This window comes from Pseudomonas sp. xss_2 (assembly GCF_043104195.1).
Lineage (GTDB): Bacteria > Pseudomonadota > Gammaproteobacteria > Pseudomonadales > Pseudomonadaceae > Aquipseudomonas > Aquipseudomonas urmiensis.
This window is the reverse complement of sequence record NZ_JBICKL010000056.1, coordinates 32,535-48,365: the sequence shown is the minus strand read 5'-3', so window position 1 is coordinate 48,365 and position 15,831 is coordinate 32,535. Positions and strand designations below refer to the sequence as shown.

Annotated in this window: 15 protein-coding genes and 1 pseudogene; 6 read left to right on the top strand and 10 right to left on the bottom strand. The window is 61.8% G+C overall.

All coding sequences use genetic code 11. The features are described 5' to 3' along the window. Nucleotides 1–71 precede the first annotated feature (71 nt). Nucleotides 72–1,001 (bottom strand): annotated as a pseudogene (locus ACF8K2_RS13535) (methyl-accepting chemotaxis protein); the annotation flags it as partial. A 338-nt stretch (nt 1,002–1,339) separates the two neighbouring features. Then, nucleotides 1,340–2,233: a neutral zinc metallopeptidase gene (locus tag ACF8K2_RS13530; RefSeq protein WP_186554269.1), complete on the bottom strand. Its 894-nt coding sequence runs from the start codon at nt 2,231–2,233 to the stop codon at nt 1,340–1,342. 198 nt (nt 2,234–2,431) lie between these two features. On the opposite strand from ACF8K2_RS13530, the gene pcaH reads away from it, so the two are divergent. After that, complete coding sequence (pcaH, locus tag ACF8K2_RS13525; RefSeq protein WP_186554268.1) at nt 2,432–3,151, top strand: protocatechuate 3,4-dioxygenase subunit beta; 720 nt, start codon at nt 2,432–2,434, stop codon at nt 3,149–3,151. Nucleotides 3,152–3,162: 11 nt separating this feature from the next. Continuing rightward, on the top strand, nt 3,163–3,768 hold the full coding sequence (pcaG, locus tag ACF8K2_RS13520) for a protocatechuate 3,4-dioxygenase subunit alpha (protein WP_392465248.1): 606 nt from the start codon (nt 3,163–3,165) through the stop codon (nt 3,766–3,768). A 77-nt stretch (nt 3,769–3,845) separates the two neighbouring features. Here pcaG and ACF8K2_RS13515 read toward each other — a convergent pair whose 3' ends face one another. The 5 genes from ACF8K2_RS13515 to ACF8K2_RS13495 form a co-directional block, all read right to left on the bottom strand. After that, complete coding sequence (locus tag ACF8K2_RS13515; protein WP_392465247.1) at nt 3,846–4,283, bottom strand: cupin domain-containing protein; 438 nt, start codon at nt 4,281–4,283, stop codon at nt 3,846–3,848. Nucleotides 4,284–4,386: 103 nt separating this feature from the next. Then, the gene (locus tag ACF8K2_RS13510; RefSeq protein ID WP_186554265.1) at nt 4,387–5,292 is read right to left on the bottom strand and encodes a LysR family transcriptional regulator; all 906 of its coding nucleotides are present in this window, start codon (nt 5,290–5,292) and stop codon (nt 4,387–4,389) included. A 60-nt stretch (nt 5,293–5,352) separates the two neighbouring features. Continuing rightward, complete coding sequence (gene trmA / locus ACF8K2_RS13505; protein ID WP_392465245.1) at nt 5,353–6,438, bottom strand: tRNA (uridine(54)-C5)-methyltransferase TrmA; 1,086 nt, start codon at nt 6,436–6,438, stop codon at nt 5,353–5,355. Then, nucleotides 6,435–7,730 (bottom strand): NCS2 family permease, encoded by a 1,296-nt coding sequence (locus tag ACF8K2_RS13500; RefSeq protein WP_392465243.1) that lies wholly within the window; start codon nt 7,728–7,730, stop codon nt 6,435–6,437. Before ACF8K2_RS13500 ends, trmA begins: the two co-directional genes overlap by 4 nt. Nucleotides 7,731–8,006: 276 nt before the next feature. Next, nucleotides 8,007–9,227, bottom strand: a complete 1,221-nt coding sequence (locus tag ACF8K2_RS13495) for an MFS transporter (RefSeq protein WP_368972150.1) — start codon at nt 9,225–9,227, stop codon at nt 8,007–8,009. A gap of 416 nt (nt 9,228–9,643) precedes the next feature. On the opposite strand from ACF8K2_RS13495, the gene ACF8K2_RS13490 reads away from it, so the two are divergent. From ACF8K2_RS13490 to ACF8K2_RS13480, 3 genes are read left to right on the top strand one after another with little or no spacing between them, the layout of a single operon-like run. Continuing rightward, a complete protein-coding gene (locus tag ACF8K2_RS13490; protein WP_392465240.1) occupies nt 9,644–11,086 on the top strand; it encodes a cytochrome ubiquinol oxidase subunit I in 1,443 nt (480 codons plus the stop codon). A 3-nt stretch (nt 11,087–11,089) separates the two neighbouring features. Then, nucleotides 11,090–12,097: a cytochrome d ubiquinol oxidase subunit II gene (gene cydB / locus ACF8K2_RS13485; RefSeq protein ID WP_186554260.1), complete on the top strand. Its 1,008-nt coding sequence runs from the start codon at nt 11,090–11,092 to the stop codon at nt 12,095–12,097. 13 nt (nt 12,098–12,110) lie between these two features. Then, complete coding sequence (locus ACF8K2_RS13480; RefSeq protein WP_186554259.1) at nt 12,111–12,266, top strand: DUF2474 domain-containing protein; 156 nt, start codon at nt 12,111–12,113, stop codon at nt 12,264–12,266. A gap of 45 nt (nt 12,267–12,311) precedes the next feature. Here the strand turns inward: ACF8K2_RS13480 and ACF8K2_RS13475 are convergent, their stop codons facing one another. Together ACF8K2_RS13475 and ACF8K2_RS13470 are read right to left on the bottom strand one after the other, a co-directional pair. Continuing rightward, nucleotides 12,312–13,436: a methyltransferase gene (locus ACF8K2_RS13475; RefSeq protein ID WP_392465238.1), complete on the bottom strand. Its 1,125-nt coding sequence runs from the start codon at nt 13,434–13,436 to the stop codon at nt 12,312–12,314. A 98-nt stretch (nt 13,437–13,534) separates the two neighbouring features. Continuing rightward, on the bottom strand, nt 13,535–14,239 hold the full coding sequence (locus ACF8K2_RS13470; RefSeq protein WP_392465236.1) for an autoinducer binding domain-containing protein: 705 nt from the start codon (nt 14,237–14,239) through the stop codon (nt 13,535–13,537). A gap of 205 nt (nt 14,240–14,444) precedes the next feature. On the opposite strand from ACF8K2_RS13470, the gene ACF8K2_RS13465 reads away from it, so the two are divergent. Next, nucleotides 14,445–15,221 (top strand): ferredoxin--NADP reductase, encoded by a 777-nt coding sequence (locus ACF8K2_RS13465; RefSeq protein WP_392465234.1) that lies wholly within the window; start codon nt 14,445–14,447, stop codon nt 15,219–15,221. 88 nt (nt 15,222–15,309) lie between these two features. Here ACF8K2_RS13465 and mscL read toward each other — a convergent pair whose 3' ends face one another. Continuing rightward, nucleotides 15,310–15,729 (bottom strand): large-conductance mechanosensitive channel protein MscL, encoded by a 420-nt coding sequence (mscL, locus tag ACF8K2_RS13460; protein WP_186554255.1) that lies wholly within the window; start codon nt 15,727–15,729, stop codon nt 15,310–15,312. Between the last annotated feature and the right edge of the window lie 102 nt (nt 15,730–15,831).

The window sequence follows — 15,831 nt, the reverse complement described above, 5'->3', positions numbered from 1 at the left end:
GACAGCTCTTCAGCGGCGCTGGCAATCTGGGTAACGCCATCGCGAATACCACCGATCAGCTCGCGCAGCGTGGTGCCCATGCGGCCGATGCTCTGTTGCAGCACGCCCAGCTCGTCACGGCGGGTGACGCGCAGATCGTGGGTCAGGTCGCCACCGGCGATGCGCTCCACGGCTGCCATGGTCTCACGCAGAGGGCGAGTGATCTGCCGGGTAATGATGACTGCTGCCAAGACACCCACCAGCAGCGCCAGCAAGGTGGCGATGATCTGCATGCTGCGGGCTTGGGCGCTTTCGATGTCGCGGCGCTCGATCTGGATCTTGTACAGCGCGTCGCTGCGCTTGACGATGTCGGCACCCTGTACAGTCATTTCGGCACGCGCCACGGCGATCGCGGCGACGGCGTCGCGGTACTCGCGCACAGCGGTCCGGTAGGCCTGCACACTGTCTTCGAACTGTTGCACGCGGGCGCTTTCGTTAGGCAGTTGGCGCTTGAGGTTGTCGACTTCTACCAGGGCCGCATCGAGCTGACGCAGGGCAGCCTGTTCGCTGGCGGCATCGCTGTCGGCAATGTAGCCGCGCACGTCTACTCGGACCTGGGCCAGTTGCTGGCGGGTTTTGCTGATGACCTGGTACTGGGCAAAGCGCACGCTGTCGTTTTCACCTTGGGCGAGCACGTCACGGCTGATGCTTTCAAGGATTTCATCGGCCTTGCTTGCCGCCTTGTTCATGTTCTCGCGATTGGCGAGGGTGGTCTTGTAGCCAGCCCGCATCTTGCTCAGCGAGGTCTTGTAGTCGCTGATGATCGCGCCCAGCTCATTGAGCAGCTTGACGTTCTCGGGGCTCTTGAAGGTAGTCGCCAGGTGCTGCTGCTGGGCGCTGAAGGCATCCAGCTTGGCCTGGGTGTTGGCCGCAGCGGTATCGTCGCCGTTGGCGATCATGTACTGCAGGCGCGCCACGCGCAGGTCGGTCAGGTCTTTATTGAGCTGACCGATGTCGCCCATCCAGTTACTGCGGTCGATCAGGCTGCCCAGGCTGTTCCAGCCCGTCAGGGCCAAGAGGCCGGTCAGCAGCAAGACCAGGCCAAAGCCCAGTCCGAGTTTGAGGTTGACGCTGATGTTGGCAAACCAGCTGTTCATGCACGCTCTCCAGAAAATGATTTCGCTCACTTGATCTGAATCGCTGGGCGTTATTCTTCCTGAGTGCCCGCTGATTCGTGCAGGAGTTATCGGCAAGATTGGCTGGAGCTGAAACGCTTTTTCCGCAGAATTGTAACCCTATGAAAACGTTTGCGTTTTCATCGGCAACTTCGCGGGTTTTCCCGCGAAGCAGTAGGCAGGGGTTAGAGGCTACGCGCGGTAAAGGTATCGCAGCGGTTCACATCGCCATTGGCAAAGCCGGTCTTGAACCAGCGCACACGCTGCGCCGAGGTGCCATGGGTGAAGGAGTCCGGCACCACGCGGCCTTGGCCCTGCTGTTGCAGGCGATCATCGCCAATGGCATTGGCGGCGTTCAGCGCCTCTTCGATGTCGCCAGGTTCGAGCCAGTTCAAGCGCTTCTGCGCCTGGTAGGCCCACACCCCCGCCAGGCAGTCAGCTTGCAGCTCCTGGCGGACCAGCAAGCCATTGTCGCCCTCCATTTTCTGCCCGCGCTGGCGCGCGGCCTGTACCTGCGAAGAGACGCCCAGCAGGGTCTGCACGTGGTGGCCGATCTCATGGGCAATCACATAGGCCTGGGCAAAATCACCGGCTGCGGCAAAGCGGCTTTCCATCTCGCGGAAGAAGCTCATGTCCAGGTATACCCGCTGATCGCCCGGGCAGTAGAACGGCCCGACTGCCGACGAGGCGAAGCCGCAGGCAGAATTGACCTGGCCGCTGAACAGCACCAGCTTGGGGTCGCGATACTGTTTGCCAGCCTGGGCAAACAGCGCCTTCCAGGTGTCTTCGGTGTCGCCCAGGATCGAGGCGACGAACTCGGCCTGCTCATCATTGGCCGGCGGCGCCTTGCCTTCCACACCAGCCGGGGCCGTCTGGGTTTGTTGTTGGTCCATCTGGCCGGCGATCTGGCCGAGGATCTGCAACGGGTCTTGTCCAGTCAGCCAGCCGATACCGACGATCAGCAAGATCGCGCCGAGGCCAAGCCCTTTACCGCCACCAAAGCGCATACCGCCGCCACCACCGCCTTCGCCGCGGGCATCGACCACGTTGTCGCTACGCCGGCCTTTTCGCCATTCCATGAAGTGTGCTCCAGCTTGAAACATGAGGTTAAAGATTAGTTCAGGGGACGGCGCTCTGACAGCTAATGCTGCATCCATAACCAAATGGTTATGTTATGGGCCGTTGATTTCAATATTCATCCCCCGCGACCTGCCGGAAACTGCAAGTCCGCCTGCCACGCACAGGCGCTCGCACAAGTCCAATAAGAGGAAAACGGCATGCCCGCCCAGGACACCAGCCGCTTCGTGATCCGTGATCGCAACTGGCACCCAAAAGCCTTTACGCCTGACTACAAGACCTCGATTGCCCGTTCCCCGCGCCAGGCGCTGGTGAGCATCCCGCAGTCGATCAGCGAGACCACCGGTCCCGACTTCTCTCATCTGCGCTTTGGTCAACACGACAACGACCTGCTGCTGAACTTCGACAACGGTGGCCTGCCAATCGGCGAGCGCATCATCGTGGCCGGCCGGGTCATCGACCAGTATGGCAAGCCCGTGCCCAACACCTTGGTGGAAATGTGGCAGGCCAACGCTGGCGGTCGCTATCGACACAAGAACGATCGCTACCTGGCCCCGCTGGACCCCAACTTCGGTGGCGTCGGCCGCGCCCTGACCGACAGCGACGGCTACTACAGCTTCCGTACCATCAAGCCCGGCCCGTACCCATGGCGCAACGGCCCGAATGACTGGCGCCCGGCGCACATTCACTTTTCGGTCAGTGGCCCGTCGATTTCGACCAAGTTGATCACCCAGCTGTATTTCGAAGGTGATCCGCTGATCCCGATGTGCCCGATCGTCAAATCCATCGCCAACCCGGCAGCGGTGCAGCAGTTGATCGCCAAGCTCGACATGAGCAACGCCAACCCGATGGATTGCCTGGCCTACCGCTTTGACATCGTCCTGCGCGGTCAGCGCCAGACCCACTTCGAAAACCGCTGAGGAGCGCCGACATGCCAATCGAACTGCTGCCGGAAACGCCCTCGCAGACTGCCGGCCCCTACGTACACATCGGCCTGGCCCTGGAAGCGGCCGGTAACCCGACCCGCCCAGAGGAAATCTGGAACCGCCTGGCCCGCCCTGAAGCGCCGGGCGAGCACATCCTGTTGATCGGCCAGGTGTATGACGGCAACGGCCATCTGGTGCGTGATTCGTTCCTGGAGATCTGGCAGGCCGATGCCGAAGGTCAGTATCAGGACGAGTACAACCTGGAGAACCCCTTCAACAGCTTTGGTCGAACCGCCACCACCTTCGACTCGGGTGACTGGACCCTGCACACGGTCAAGCCGGGCGTGGTCAACAACGCTGCAGGTGTGCCGATGGCGCCGCACATCAACATCAGCCTGTTTGCCCGGGGGATCAACATCCAGTTGCATACGCGGCTGTATTTCGATGACGAAGGCGAGGCTAACGCCAAGTGCCCGGTGCTGAATTTGATCGAACAGCCACAGCGACGTGAGACGTTGATTGCCAAGCGCTGTGAGGTTGATGGCAAGACGGCGTATCGCTTCGATATCCGTATTCAGGGGGAAGGGGAGACGGTGTTCTTCGATTTCTGATCCGCATTGGATCAGAGGGGGCCGCTGCGCTGTCCATCACAGCGCTTCGGCGCCCCGCCGCGTCAGAATCTGATGGTTCAACCCTTGACCGGATTGAGATCGAACGCATCCGCTTGGTACTGGAACAGCAGGCAATCGGCTGCGGCAGTACAACCACTCTCATGCACCAGATTGGCCGGCAGCTTGTAATACGAGCCAGCCGGATATTCGGTGCGCTTGCCATCGATCACCGCATAGAACGTCCCCTTCAGGACCACGGTCGGCAGCGTCTGACTGTGGGTGTGCAGACCGTTATCCACCCCTTTGTTGAATTTCACGAATGCAGAATAGGGGCCTTTGCCGAACAGATCGCCTTCGACGTTGGCGTAGCTGACTGCACCTTTAGTGCCGTCGACGTCTTTCCAAGTCAGCGCAGCGCTGTCCGGTACCGAGATGAGTTTTTCCTCGGCTGCGTGAGCGGTGGTGACGAAGGTGGCAAGGGTCAGGCTAGCGAGAATGGCATGCAGTGCTTTCATGGTGGAGCTCCTACGCACATTGAATGAGAGGCGCAGGTTAATTGATCAGGAGCGGCACAAATACGGCGTCAAGCAGCCAGAATTTGTGCATTTATTGCACTGGTTAATCAGCCCAACGTGCATGCGCGTAGTAGGCCTGCACGTAATCGAGAAATGCCCGAACCTTAGGCGCCAGGTAGCGGCTCTGCGGATACACCGCATACAGCGTACGCGCCGGCAATTGCCAGCCGTCCAGTACTGGCACCAGGCGACCGTCGCGCAGGGCATCGTGGACGATGAAGCGGTCGAAGCTGGCGATCCCCAGCCCACCAATTGCCGCCGCGCGCAGCGCCATGGGGGAGTTGGCGCTCAGCCGCCTGGGCATCAGCACTTCGCGTTGCTCGCCTTGTGGGTCACTTAGTTGCAGGCGCTGTGGGTGTGTCAGCCGGCTATAGCCCAGCAGTGGATGGTTGGCCAACTGCTCAGGTGAGGTCGGGCGGCCATGGCGCTCAAGGTAGCTTGGCGCTGCCACCAGTAGCACTTCACTCGCGGCCAGGCGTCGCGCCACCAGGCTTGAATCTGGCAGGTGATCGGTCACGCGCAGGCAGACATCGATCTCCTCTTCAAGAAGGTCGACGAAGCGGTCGGTGCAGTTGAGTTCGATCTGCAGGCGCTCATGGCGCTCGACGAAGTCGGGCAGCCAACGGCCCAGCTCCAGTTCACCAAAGGCCGTTGCAACGCTTAGGCGCAAGGTGCCGCTAGGTTGCTGCTGGTGCTCGGACAGCTCGAGGGTCATCGCCTGCATTTGTTCGAGGATCTGCACGCAGTGGCGATAGAACAGCGCCCCTGCTTCGGTCATCTGCAAGCGCCGGGTGGTGCGGTTGAGCAGTTGCGTGCCGAGCTGGCGCTCAAGGTTTTTCACCTGGCGCGACAGCACGGTATGGGACACCCCGGCCTGAACGGCGGCGGCACTGAAACTGCCGAGATCGACCACCCGGCGAAAGGTCTGCATGGCGCTTAGTTGATCCATCGGCACAGCACTCCTTGCAGCGTTCGCGGCGAGGCCATTGCGGCCTCGCCGGGTTGCGGGTCAGCGCCGAACCAGCAACACCCCGCTTTCCATATGATGGGTATAGGGGAACTGGTCGAACAGCGCACAGCATTCGATACGGTGGGTATCGTGCAGCTGGGCGATGTTCTGCGCCAGGGTTTGCGGGTTGCAAGAGATGTACAGGATGCGCTCGAAGCGACGTGTCAGCTCGCAGGTGTCCGGGTCCATGCCGGCGCGTGGCGGGTCGACGAACACCGTGCCGAAGTCGTAGCTTTTCAGCTCGATGCCTTCCAGGCGGCGGAACGGGCGGACCTCGTTCAGCGCCTGAGTCAGCTCTTCAGCCGACAAGCGCACCAGGCGCACGTTGTCCACGCCGTTCTCGTCGAGGTTATGCAGTGCGGCGTTGACCGAGGTCTTGCTGATTTCGGTGGCCAGCACCTTACGTGCGCGGGTGGCCAGGGGCAGGGTGAAGTTGCCATTGCCACAGTACAGCTCGAGCAGATCGTCGTCGCGCTCGCCCATGGCGTCGAAGGCCCAGTTGAGCATCTTCTGGTTCACTGCGCCGTTAGGCTGGGTGAACGCGCCTTCGGGTTGGCGGTAGCTGAAGGTGCGGCCAGCGACTTGCAATTGCTCGACCGCGTAGTCGCGGCCAATCACCAGGCGCTTGCCCTTGGAGCGGCCGATCAGGCTGACGCCGAGTTGTTCGGCAAGCACGCGGGCAGCGGTTTCCCAGGCCTCGTCGAGTGGACGGTGGTAGCACAGGGTGACCATCGCATCGCCTGCCAGGGTGGTCAGAAACTCCACCTGGAACAGCCGATTGCTCAGCGCCTCGCTGGCCTGCCAGGCCGCTTTCAGGCGCGGCATCAGCGCGTTGATGCGCTCACTGGCAATCGGGAAGTCGTCGATCAGGATCGCCTTGTGCTTCTCGCCTGGGGCGAACATCGCGTAGTGGCGCTGGCCTTCCTCACGCCACAGGCGGAACTCGGCACGCAGGCGATAGTGCTCGCGCGGCGAATCGAACACCGCAGGCTCTGGCGCATTGAACGGCGCCAGCAACTCTCGCAGGCGCTCGACCTTGGGCGTCAGCAGGCTTTCATAGGACGACGGATCGAAGACAGCACTCATGCGTTTAACCAGCCAAGCTTGATGACGAACAGGATGGAGAGGATCACCAATGCCGGGTTGAGCTCGTGGCGGCGGCCCGAGAGCAGTTTGATGGCGGTCCAGGTAATGAAGCCGAAGGCGATGCCGTTGGCGATCGAGTAGGTCAGCGGCATGGCCAGGGCAGTGACCATCACTGGCGCGGCTTCGGTGACGTCATCCCAGTTTATTTCCGCCAGCCCCGAGGCCATCAGCACGGCGACGAACAGCAGCGCCGGCGCAGTGGCGAAGGCCGGAACGCTGCCAGCCAGGGGCGCGAAGAACAGCGCCAGGAGGAACAGGATCGCGACCACGATGGCGGTCAGGCCAGTACGGCCACCGGCGCTCACGCCCGCAGCCGACTCGATGTAGCTGGTGGTGGTCGAGGTGCCAAGCAGCGAGCCGGCCATGGCCGCGGTGCTGTCGGCGATCAGGGCACGGCCCATCTTCGGCATGTGGCCGTCCTTGCCCATCAGGCCGGCGCGCTTGGCGACGGCAATCAGGGTGCCGGAGTTGTCGAACAGGTCGACGAACAGGAAGGCGAAGATCACGCTGATCAGGCCCACATCGAGGGCACCGGCGATGTCCAGTTGCAGGAAGGTCGGGGCCAGCGAAGGCGGCATCGACACCACGCCGGCAAAGGGCGTTACGCCGAGCAGGATCGAGGCCAAGGTCACGGCGAGAATACCGATCAGCACCGCGCCACGCACCTTCAGCGCTTCCAGGGCGACGATCAGGAAGAAGCCCAGCGTGGCCAGCACGGGGGCCGGATTCTTCAGGTCGCCCAGACCCACCAGGGTAGCCGGGTTATCGACGACGATGCCTGCGTTATGCAGGGCGATCAGTGCCAGGAACAGGCCGATGCCGGCGGCGATCGCCGAACGCAGCGGCAGCGGAATGCTGTTCACGATCCACTCACGGATGCGGAAGATCGACAGCAGGAAGAACAGCACCGCCGAGAGGAATACCGCACCCAGCGCCACTTGCCAGGTATGGCCCATGTGCAGCACGACGGTGTAGGTGAAGAAGGCGTTCAGGCCCATGCCCGGCGCCAGGGCGATCGGGTAGTTGGCGATCAGGCCCATGGTTGCCGAGCCGATCGCTGCGGCCAGGCAGGTGGCGACGAAGATCGCGCCCTTGTCCATGCCGGTCTCGCCGAGGATGCTCGGGTTGACGAACAGAATGTAGGCCATGGCCAGGAAGGTAGTGACGCCCGCGAGAATCTCGGTGCGCACATTGGTGTTGTGTGCTTTTAGTTGAAACAGCCTTTCCAGCATGCCCGCTCCCCAAGGCGCCCCCAGGCGCCGTGAATATATCGACCCCATCAGCAAAGCACAGACCGTACCGGATGCCGTGGTTTATGTGGGGCGGAAAAAAGCCGCGCATCATACCAGCATGGATGGCGGGGGCCTATGGCCGTTGGCAGGTCACCTGGCGGACCGACCGAGCAGGTAGCGTGGGAGCGGGCTCGCCCCGCGATGGTGCTGCTGGGTCTTTGGCTATCGCGGGGCAAGCCCGCTCCCACGCTTTCACGGGTTGCTTGCGCGAGCTGATCAGGAACTGTGCAACCGATCCCGATTGGCCAGGGTCGGGAACAGTTTTATCCACACCCCGGTCACCAGCAATGTGCCCACCCCACCGAGCACCACCGCCGGCACTGTGCCAAACCAGTGCGCAGTCACCCCGGATTCGAACTCGCCGAGCTGATTCGAGGCACCGATGAACAGCCCGTTCACCGCGCTCACCCGCCCGCGCATCTCATCGGGCGTCTCCAGCTGCACGAACGAACTGCGGATGACCATGCTGATCATGTCCGCCGCGCCCAGCACCACCAGCACCGCCAGCGAGAACCAGAACGAGGTCGACAAGCCAAAGGCAATGGTCGCCACGCCAAACACCCCGACCGCGGTGAACATGGTCCGGCCGACCTTGCGCTCGAACGGGAAGCGCGCCAGCCAGATCGACATCAGCAGCGCCCCCACCGCAGGTGCCGAGCGCAGCAGGCCCAGGCCCCATGGGCCGGTGAGCAGGATGTCCTTGGCGAACACTGGGAGCAGGGCGGTGGCGCCGCCGAGCAGTACCGCGAAGAGGTCCAGGGAGATGGCGCCGAGGATGTCCGGGCGACTGCGAATGAAACGGATCCCGGCCAGCAGCGACTCTAAGCTGGCGCGGCCACGCTGAGGCAGCTGTTGGCGGGCGTCGAGGCTCAGGGTGAGCAGGCAGGCAATCGCATACAGCGCCACGGTCGGGCCGTATACCCAGATGCTGCCAAAGGCGTACAGCAGGCCGCCAACTGCCGGGGCGACGATGGTCGCTGCCTGTGTCGCCGAGGCCGAGGCGGCCACCGCCCGTGGAAACAGTCCCGGTGGCACGACATTGGGCAGCAGGGCCTGGGTCGCTGGCATTTCGAACGAGCGGGTCGCACCGAGCAGGAAGGCCAGGATGAAGATCATCTCGCGGCTGACGTTGTCAGTCGCGCTGCCCACCACCAGGGCCAGGGCGATCAGCGCTTGCAGGCTTTGACACAGGGCGGCGACCCGGCGCCGATCGAAGCGGTCCGCCACATGGCCGGTGTGGAGCATGAACAGCACCCGTGGGGCGAACTCGACCAGGCCGACCAGGCCCAGGTCGAGCACGTTGCCGGTCAGTTGGTAGAGGTGCCAGCCGATGGCCACGGTGAGCATCTGAAAGCCGCTGGCGGTGAATACGCGGGCTAGCCAGAAGGCGAGGAAGGGGCGGTGTTGACGGAGCAACAGCGGGGCGGAATCAGACATCGGGAAACCTGTGGCCTCGGCGATAGGGGAGGGCCAGAGCGTATCATCTGTTTGTAACAAATAGTTGCCGGAGCTGGATTAGAGGGGAGCTGAGTTGCACATCTCATTGCGTCACGGCTTCAGCGTGCAGAAATGATCAGCCCAGCTCCCAACAGCTGCCTTGCCTATTCAACTTAAGGCGGGTGAGACAACGGGTCACGCGGCATTCAACCACACGGCTAGGGCGGCCATTCGGGGCTATGCTCACTGGCAACCGTTGACCTGGATCAATCGTTCCACAAGCAACGGTTTGGCCATCAGGCCTCAATCCCTGCGATCGAACAGAACAATTCCAACGCGCCGCACTCGATAACCGTGGGGGCAGTGGGCGACAGGGCCATGAGCCCGGACGCCGGATTATCTGAAGAGGAAGCACCATGTTCGGATTAGAAGCCCTAGAGCTCGCCCGAATCCAGTTTGCCTTTACCGTGTCCTTTCACATCTTGTTCCCAGCCATCACCATTGGCCTGGCGAGCTACCTGGCGGTTCTCGAAGGCCTTTGGCTGAGAACCCACGAGCAGGTCTACCGCGATCTCTATCACTTCTGGTCGAAGATCTTCGCCGTCAACTTCGGCATGGGGGTGGTCTCCGGTTTGGTCATGGCCTATCAGTTCGGCACCAACTGGAGCCGCTTCTCTGACTTCGCCGGGGCTGTTACCGGACCGTTGCTGACCTATGAAGTACTCACCGCGTTCTTCCTCGAGGCCGGTTTCCTCGGTGTCATGCTGTTCGGCTGGAACCGCGTCGGCCGGGGGCTGCACTTTTTCTCGACAGTGATGGTGGCCCTGGGCACCTTGGTTTCGACCTTTTGGATCCTGGCCTCGAACAGCTGGATGCAGACCCCGCAAGGCCACGAAATCATCGACGGTCGCGTGGTGCCGGTGGACTGGCTGGCAGTGATCTTCAACCCCTCGTTCCCCTATCGACTGATGCACATGGCCACCGCGGCCTTTGTCGCCACAGCGTTCTTCGTCGGCGCCTCGGCGGCCTGGCACTTGCTGCGCGGGCGTGACAACCCGGCGGTGCGCAAGATGCTCTCGATGGCCATGTGGATGGCGCTGATCGTCGCGCCGATCCAGGCGGTGATTGGCGACTTCCATGGTTTGAACACCTTGAAGCACCAGCCGGTGAAGATCGCCGCGATCGAAGGACACTGGGAGAACGTCCCCGGTGAGCCTACGCCGCTGATCCTGTTCGGTATCCCCGACATGCAGGCTGAAACGACCCGCTACAAGATCGAAATTCCGGCCCTGGGCAGCCTGATCCTGACCCACAGCCTGGATAAGCAAGTGCCGGCGATGAAAGAGTTCCCAGCCGAGGATCGACCCAATTCGACCATCGTGTTCTGGTCGTTCCGGGTCATGGTGGGCTTGGGCTTGCTGATGATCTTCGTGGGCCTGTGGAGCTTGTGGCTGCGTAAACGCGGCACCTTGTACAGCAGCAAACCCTTCCTCTACCTCACCCTCTGGATGGGGCCGTCCGGTCTGATTGCCATCCTGGCCGGTTGGTTCACCACCGAGATCGGCCGTCAGCCGTGGGTGGTCTACGGACTGATGCGCACCTCCGAAGGGGTGTCCAACCATAGCTACACCCAGCTCGGCGTGACCCTGGTGATCTTCGTGGTGGTCTACTTCGCCCTGTTCGGCACCGGCCTTGGCTACATGATGCGCCTGGTGCGCAAAGGCCCGCACACCGGCGAAGGCGATGCGCAGCCACCGGGCGGTCCTGGCCAGCAGCGCACACCCGCACGGCCATTGTCTGCCGCCGACGATAGCGCCGACGCCAACACCGACGCCGTCAGCCTGAACAAGGAGAGCTGAGTCATGGGTATCGATCTTCCGCTGATCTGGGCTGTGATCATCATCTTCGGCGTCATGATGTACGTGGTGATGGACGGCTTCGACCTGGGCATCGGCATGCTCTTCCCGTTCGTCAAGGCCGAGCGTGACCGCGATGTGATGATGAACACCGTCGCCCCGGTATGGGACGGCAACGAAACCTGGCTGGTGCTGGGGGGCGCGGGCTTGTTCGGCGCCTTCCCGATGGCTTATGCGGTAGTGCTGGAAGCGTTGTACCTGCCGCTGATCCTGATGCTGGTGGGCTTGATCTTCCGTGGAGTGGCCTTCGAGTTTCGTTTCAAGGCCAAGGATGACAAGCGGCACCTGTGGGACAAGGCGTTCATTGGAGGCTCGTTGGTGGCCACCTTCTTCCAGGGCGTCGCGCTAGGCGCGTTCATCGAAGGCTTCAAGGTAGTCGACCGTCATTACGCCGGCGGCTCGCTGGATTGGCTGACGCCATTCAGCCTGTATTCCGGGCTGGGTTTGATCGTCGCCTACACCTTGCTTGGCTGCACCTGGCTGATCATGAAAACCGAAGGCCCGCTGCAAAAGCAGATGCATGACCTGGCGCGCCCGCTGGCGTTGGTGCTGCTGGTGGTGATCGGTATTGTCAGCCTGTGGACACCGCTGGCTTATCCACAGATCGCCGAGCGTTGGTTCAGCATGCCTAATCTGATCTGGTTCATGCCTGTGCCGATCCTGGTCCTGGTGACCTTCTACGGGTTGCTCAAGGCAGTGGCACGCAATGCCAACTACACGCCATTCCTGTTGACCCTGGTGTTGATCTTCCTCGGTTACAGCGGGCTGGGCATCAGCTTGTGGCCGAACATCATCCCGCCCTCGATCTCGATCTGGGAGGCCGCCGCGCCGCCGCAGAGCCAGGGCTTCATGTTGGTGGGGACGCTGTTCATCCTGCCGTTCATCCTGGGTTACACCTTCTGGAGCTACTACGTGTTCCGCGGCAAGGTGACCCACGAAGATGGCTACCACTAGGGAGGGCTGCACGATGACGGGTAAACATGGCATCGAGGAGCAGAAGAGGCCGCTGTGGCAACGGCTGGGTTGGCTGGTGCTGATCTGGGCGGGCAGTGTGGCCGCGCTTGGGGTGGTGGCCTGGTTGATGCGGATGTTCATGGCCGCGGCAGGGTTGAGTACCCACTGAATGCAGGCCCTTGGGACCGCAACGCGGTCCCAAGGGCCTTTGGGTTTACTTGCGGGCCTTGAGGATGACGAACTTGGGCGTAGCCGCTACCTGCTCAACCCCACGGAACAGCCGCGCCAGCTTACTGTGATACCCCAGGTGCCGGTTACCCACGATGTACAGCGCGCCACCCACCACCAAGGCATCGCGCGCCTGCTGGAACATCCGCCAGGCAAGGAAGTCGCCCACCACCTGTTGCTGGTGGAACGGCGGGTTGCACAGCACCACATCCAGCGACTGCTTCTCCTGCCCAGCCAGACCATCGGCTGCGCGCACCTCCACCGGCCGATCGGCCAACGCCGCCTGCCAGTTATCCAAGGCCGACTGCACCGCCATGTACGACTCGTCGACCAGCGTGTACTGCGCCTCAGGATTAACCAGGGCACTGGCGATCGCCAGCACGCCATTGCCACAGCCAAGGTCGGCAACCCGAGCCTGGCCCAGATCACGCGGCAGGTGCGGGAGAAATGCGCGGGTGCCGATATCCAAGCCTTCGCGGCAGAACACATTGGCATGGTTGACCAGCTCCAGGGCTGGCGCATCCAGGCGGTAGCGCGTGGGATAAGGCGAGCTAGCCCGTGGTCGTTCTGCCACGGTGGCGGTCAGCAGACGGGCTTTTTTCTGCGCAAGCGACGCCTGCACCGGGCCGATGTACTTTTCCATCAGGTCGCCCGCTGCTCGCGGCAGGTGCTTGATCATGGCGGTGGCGATCACTTGTGCACCCGGGGCCAGATGGCCTTGAAGGCGAATCAGCTGCTCCTCGAGCAGCGCCAGGGTCTTCGGCACCCGCACCAGTACTCGGTCAAACGGCCCTTGCCAGGGCGCATTGGCGGGCACGAAAGGCACGGCGTCGAAGGGCTTGGCGTTACGCGCCAGGTTTTTTTCCAGGGCCACCCGCGCCAGGTGCGAATCACCGCTGCTGACCACCTGCATATCAGCGCACAGGCTGGCCGCCAGGGCGCCGAAGCTGTCGTTGAGCACCAGCACCCGGCAACCTCTCGGCAGCGCCTGGCTGGCCAGGTGCTCGAGCAGATACTCGTCGGCAGCGTCGAACGCTTGCAGGGGGTCGTTGGCCTGTTCCGGTTGGCGGATCAGGTCAAGTTCGGCAAAGGGGCTGGTCAACAAAGGCATGGCATGGGGCTCGGGTGCGAATCTGCCCGGCGCAGACCACGACGAGCTTGAAGCGCGCAATTCTACAGGGCTTTGCCCAAGCGGTGGGATGCCTGGTGTCAGAACAGCCCGCGGCTGGCGGCGATGGCGATGGCACCGGCCTTGTTGGAGGCGTTGGTCTTGGTAATCACGCTGCGGATGTGGAAGTTCACGGTACTGGTCGACAGCGACAGGATCCGAGCAATCACTGCCGCGGTTTTGCCGTCGGCGGACCACTTGAGCACTTCCAACTCGCGTTCGCTGAGTTTGGGGATCGGTGCCAGTGCAGCCAGGTGGTGTTCACTGAGCCGCTCGTGCAGGGTATGGCACAGCCAGACGATACGCGCGCTTTTGTCATAGAACTCAGTGGTGTCGATCTTGCCCTGCGGCCTGGCTACGCTCAACTGCGTTTCGTTATGCCGCTGGTCGTGCACCGATTGGCTCCAGCCATGGCGTAAGCCATAGGAGCACGCCGTACTGCGCAGTGTTGGCACTTCACGAAACAGATCGTCATGCCATAGCACCGGCAGGGTGGACTCATGACAGCGCTTGACGATGGGGTCCTGTTTGATCAGCTCAGCTTGCGTATAGAATGCGTTCCATTGCGCTGGGAAATTGTTGTACAGGAAGATTTGCGGTCGGTTAGCCGCAAGATGGATGTGCAAAGCCAAACCCATGTAGGGCATGCCCATATCCTGTACCAACGCCAACGCACGCTTGAACAACTGCTGCGGGTCGCGCTCGTCTAGCAGCTGTTGCAGCTGCTCCGGGTTCCATTGCGACATTGAAACGCTCCCTGATAGCTCCCTGGATCCAACTCCACTACCACCCGGCTCATTGTAGGAAAAGACCCAGCATTGCGTTGGGAATTTTTCGCTATAGCCATGTAAGCCTTGTATGACGCTCAGTTTGGCTTGCCCCTGCAAACAGTCGGTGTTCATCGCCGCCGCTTTGGGCGAAACTGTGCACACTTGATTCATGGAGCCCGTCATGACCGCCAGCGCCGACAAATTTACTCGCCAGACCTTGCTCGACGTGCAACCGCTGACGCCCAGCTTGTTCTCCTTGCGAGTCACCCGCGACGCAGGCTTTCGCTTTCGCTCCGGCCAGTTCGCCCGCCTGGGTGTGACCAAGGCCGATGGCAGCGTGGTTTGGCGGGCCTATTCGATGGTCAGCGCGCCGCATGATGAGCACTTGGATTTTTTCTCGATTGTAGTCCCAGGGGGCGAATTCACCAGCGAGCTGAGCCGTCTGGGCGAAGGCGATACGCTGTTGATCGACCGTCAGGCCTTTGGTTTTCTGACCCTCGATCGCTTCATTGGCGGTCGCGATCTATGGCTGCTGGCGACCGGTACCGGCATTGCACCGTTCATGTCGATCCTGCAGGACTTCGAGGCCTGGGAGCGTTTCGACAACATCAAGCTGGTGTATTCGGTACGCGAAGCCAATGAGCTGGCTTATCTAGAGGAGATCGCTGGCCTGGAACAGCGTGACTATCTGGCTGAGTTCGCTGGTAAGTTGCAGTTCATTCCGGTGGTAACCCGCGAGAAGCACCCTGGCGCATTGGATGCACGCATTACCACACTGATCGAAAATGGCGAATTGGAGCGGGCGGCGGGGCTTGAGTTTTCCCCTGAACATTCCCGCGTCATGCTCTGCGGTAACCCGCAAATGATCGATGACACGCGCAAGGTGCTCAAGGCACGCGATCTGCAACTGAGCTTGAGCAAGCGGCCGGGGCAGGTGGCGGTAGAAAACTACTGGTGAGAATCAGCTACAAGCGACAAGCCTCAAGCTGTTAGAAAAGCCAGGGCCGAGCTCGGCCCTGGTGTTTCGTTTCGGCTGGTAGCGGCGGTCAGGGCAGACGATTCTGATTCTGTGTCTTGAGCAGGTCGCGAATCTCGGTCAGCAGGGTTTCCTGCGGGGTAGGCGCTGGCGGGACGCTCGGCGCCACGGCTTCTTCGCGCTTGAGGCGGTTGATCACCTTGACCCCCATGAAGATGGCAAAGGCGACGATGAGGAAGTCGATTACGGTCTGGATGAACTTGCCGTAGGCCAGCATCACTGCCGGAACATCGCCTTCGGCCGCCTTGAGGGTGATTGCCAGGTCACTGAAGTCCACGCCGCCGATCAGCAGGCCCAGCGGTGGCATCACCACATCACCGACGAACGACGAGACGATCTTGCCGAAGGCTGCGCCGATGATGATACCGACGGCCATGTCGACGACATTGCCCTTGACCGCAAACGCCTTGAATTCACTGATCATGCCCATGTTGTGTTCCTTGTAACAAATGGATAAGTAAACGCAGTGTAAGCCACTTAAACGCTTCATGCGTGATGCTTGCAGCTAGAGACTGCGGTTAGATCGAATAGT